Origin of the sequence: Oscillibacter sp. CAG:155 (genome assembly GCA_000436875.1) — a bacterium.
Classification (GTDB): Bacteria; Bacillota; Clostridia; order Oscillospirales; family Oscillospiraceae; genus Oscillibacter.
Genome location: FR890900.1, coordinates 3,498 through 5,878, shown reverse-complemented (window position 1 = coordinate 5,878; position 2,381 = coordinate 3,498). Strand labels below are relative to the sequence as shown.

Below are 2,381 nucleotides of genomic sequence, written 5' to 3'. Positions count from 1 at the left end.
ATTGCCAGCCGCTGCAGACCGCAGATCTGCATGCTCCATTCCTCCTTCGCCGCAAGGCGTCAAATGTAAAGTCGCGCATCCCTATCATAAATCTATTATTCCTCCGGGGCAAGGGCAAACAACAAATTTCCGGCGGGATTTGGGCAAATGTTCTCTGTGAGGCAAACCGGCTCCAGAGAAAACCCGGGGGTATTCAACCGGCGGCGGATGTGATAAGATAGCCAGGAAAACCAATCGCTCAGAAGGAGGCGCGCCATGCTGCACATTTTCATCGGCCGGTCCAAAACAGGCAAATCACAGGCGGTCCTGGAGAAGATCCGGGCACTGGGGGACGACAGCCGCCAGATCCTGCTGGTGCCGGAGCACGCCTCCCACCAGGCGGAGGTGGATCTGTGCCGGGTCTGCGGGGACACCGCCAGCCGCCACGCGGAAGTGCTCAGCTTCCGGCGGCTGGGGGACCGGGTGCTGGCTATTACCGGCGGGGCGGCCGAGGTGACGTTGGATGCAGGGGGAAAGCTGCTGACGCTGCAAAAGGCCCTCTCGGAGGTCTCGCCCATGCTGACGGTATACCGTCGCCCCTCTCAGAAGGCGGCCTTTTTGCAGCAGCTGCTGGATCTGATCGACGAGCTGCACTGTTATGAAGTCTCCCCCCAGATGCTGGACGCCCGAGCACGGGAAATGGAGGGGGCCACCCGGGACAAGCTGCTGGACCTGAGTCTGCTCTACGGCGCCTATGAGGCCCGGCTGCACCGGCCCGGCCTGGATGCCCGGGACCGGATGAGCAAGCTGTGCGACCATCTGGAGGAGTCCCGGTATGTTCTGGGAAAGGACGTCTTTCTGGACGGCTTCACCTATTTCAATGCTCAGGAGCGGCGGGTGCTGTCCATCCTGCTACGGCAGGCACGATCTGTCACAGTGACGCTGCTGGGGGAGGAGAACAGCCGCGAGGAGATCTTCGCCACTACGGAGCGGACATTGGAGCAGCTTCGCCGTCTGGCGGAGCAGGAACGCATACCTGTAAAGATACAGCACTTCACAGCAGAGGACCGGACCGCACTGGGCCATCTGGAGCGCTGCTTTTTTGGAGAGAACCTGCCCTATGAGGGAGAGAGCGGTGCCATCCGTCTGCTGGAGGCGGACACCGTCTTTTCCGAGGTGGAGCAGACGGCGGCGGAGATCCGCCGACTGACGGCGTCGGGTGTGTGCCGGTATCGGGAGATCATAGTGGCCGCCCGGAATATGGCGGATTACGAAGGGGTGATCGAGGCGGTATTCCAGCGATACGGCATCCCGGCCTATCTGAGCCGCCGCAGTGATATTTTGGAAAAACCCGCCCTGAGCCTGCTGACCGGCGTGCTGGATGCGGTGGGCAACGGCTATGAGTACGAGGATATGTTCCGCTGGCTCAAGACCGGTCTGGCCGGACTGACACCGGAGGAGTGCGATCTGCTGGAAAACTACGTGCTCAAATGGGAAGTCCACGGCACCATGTGGCTGCGGGATACGGACTGGACGGAGAATCCGGACGGCTACGGCGCACCCTGGAACGAGGCACGGCAGAAACAGCTGGCGGAGATCAATGCCCTCCGCCGCCGGGTCCGATTGCCGCTGCTGACACTTGCGGAAGATCTGAAAGCTGGGAAAACAGCTGGGGAGAAAGTAAACAGCCTTTACACGTTTTTGGAGACGCTGGGGCTTCAGGCCGCGCTGGAAAAACAGATGGAGGAGCAGGCGGCGGCTGGCCGGCTCCAGGATGCGGAGGAGACGGCTCAGCTGTGGGAGATCCTCTGCGGCGTGCTGGATCAGTTCGTGGAGATCCTTGGGGACGAGTCCATGGAGCTGGACGAGTTCACCCGGCTGCTGCGGCAGGTGCTGACCCAGTACAGCGTGGGCACCATCCCCGTCTCTCTGGATCAGGTCAGCGTCACGGAGATCACCCGCAACGACCGCCACGCTACCCGGTATCTCTTTTTGCTGGGCGCCAATGACCATGTGCTGCCCGGCGTGGGGCAGAGCGGCGGCATCCTCAACGACGATGACCGGGACGCTCTGGCGCTTCACGGCATCCAGCTGGCTCCCAGCGGTATGGATCAGATGGCCATTGAGCTGCAAAATCTCTACGCTGCCCTGACCCAGCCCACCGAGAGACTCACCGTCAGCTGGCCGGTGACGGACGTCAGCGGCGCCGAACTGCGGCCGGCCTTTGTGGTGGAGCGGCTGCTGGGCCTGTTTCCCGGGCTGCGGGTGGAGCGGGAAGACACTGACAAGGGCTATCGCTTAACAGCTGTGCAGCCGGCACTGGAGACCGCGGGCCAGGAACCCGAGGGGCCGCTGTGGCGGGATTTTGCCGCCCCGCCCGAGTTTGCGCCCCGCCTTTCTGC

The 2,381-nt window shown here is 62.6% G+C and carries 1 pseudogene; it reads left to right on the top strand.

The annotated features are described in order from the left end of the window. Nucleotides 1–255 precede the first annotated feature (255 nt). Nucleotides 256–2,381, top strand: a pseudogene (locus QZL67_RS05420) (exodeoxyribonuclease V subunit gamma); the annotation flags it as partial.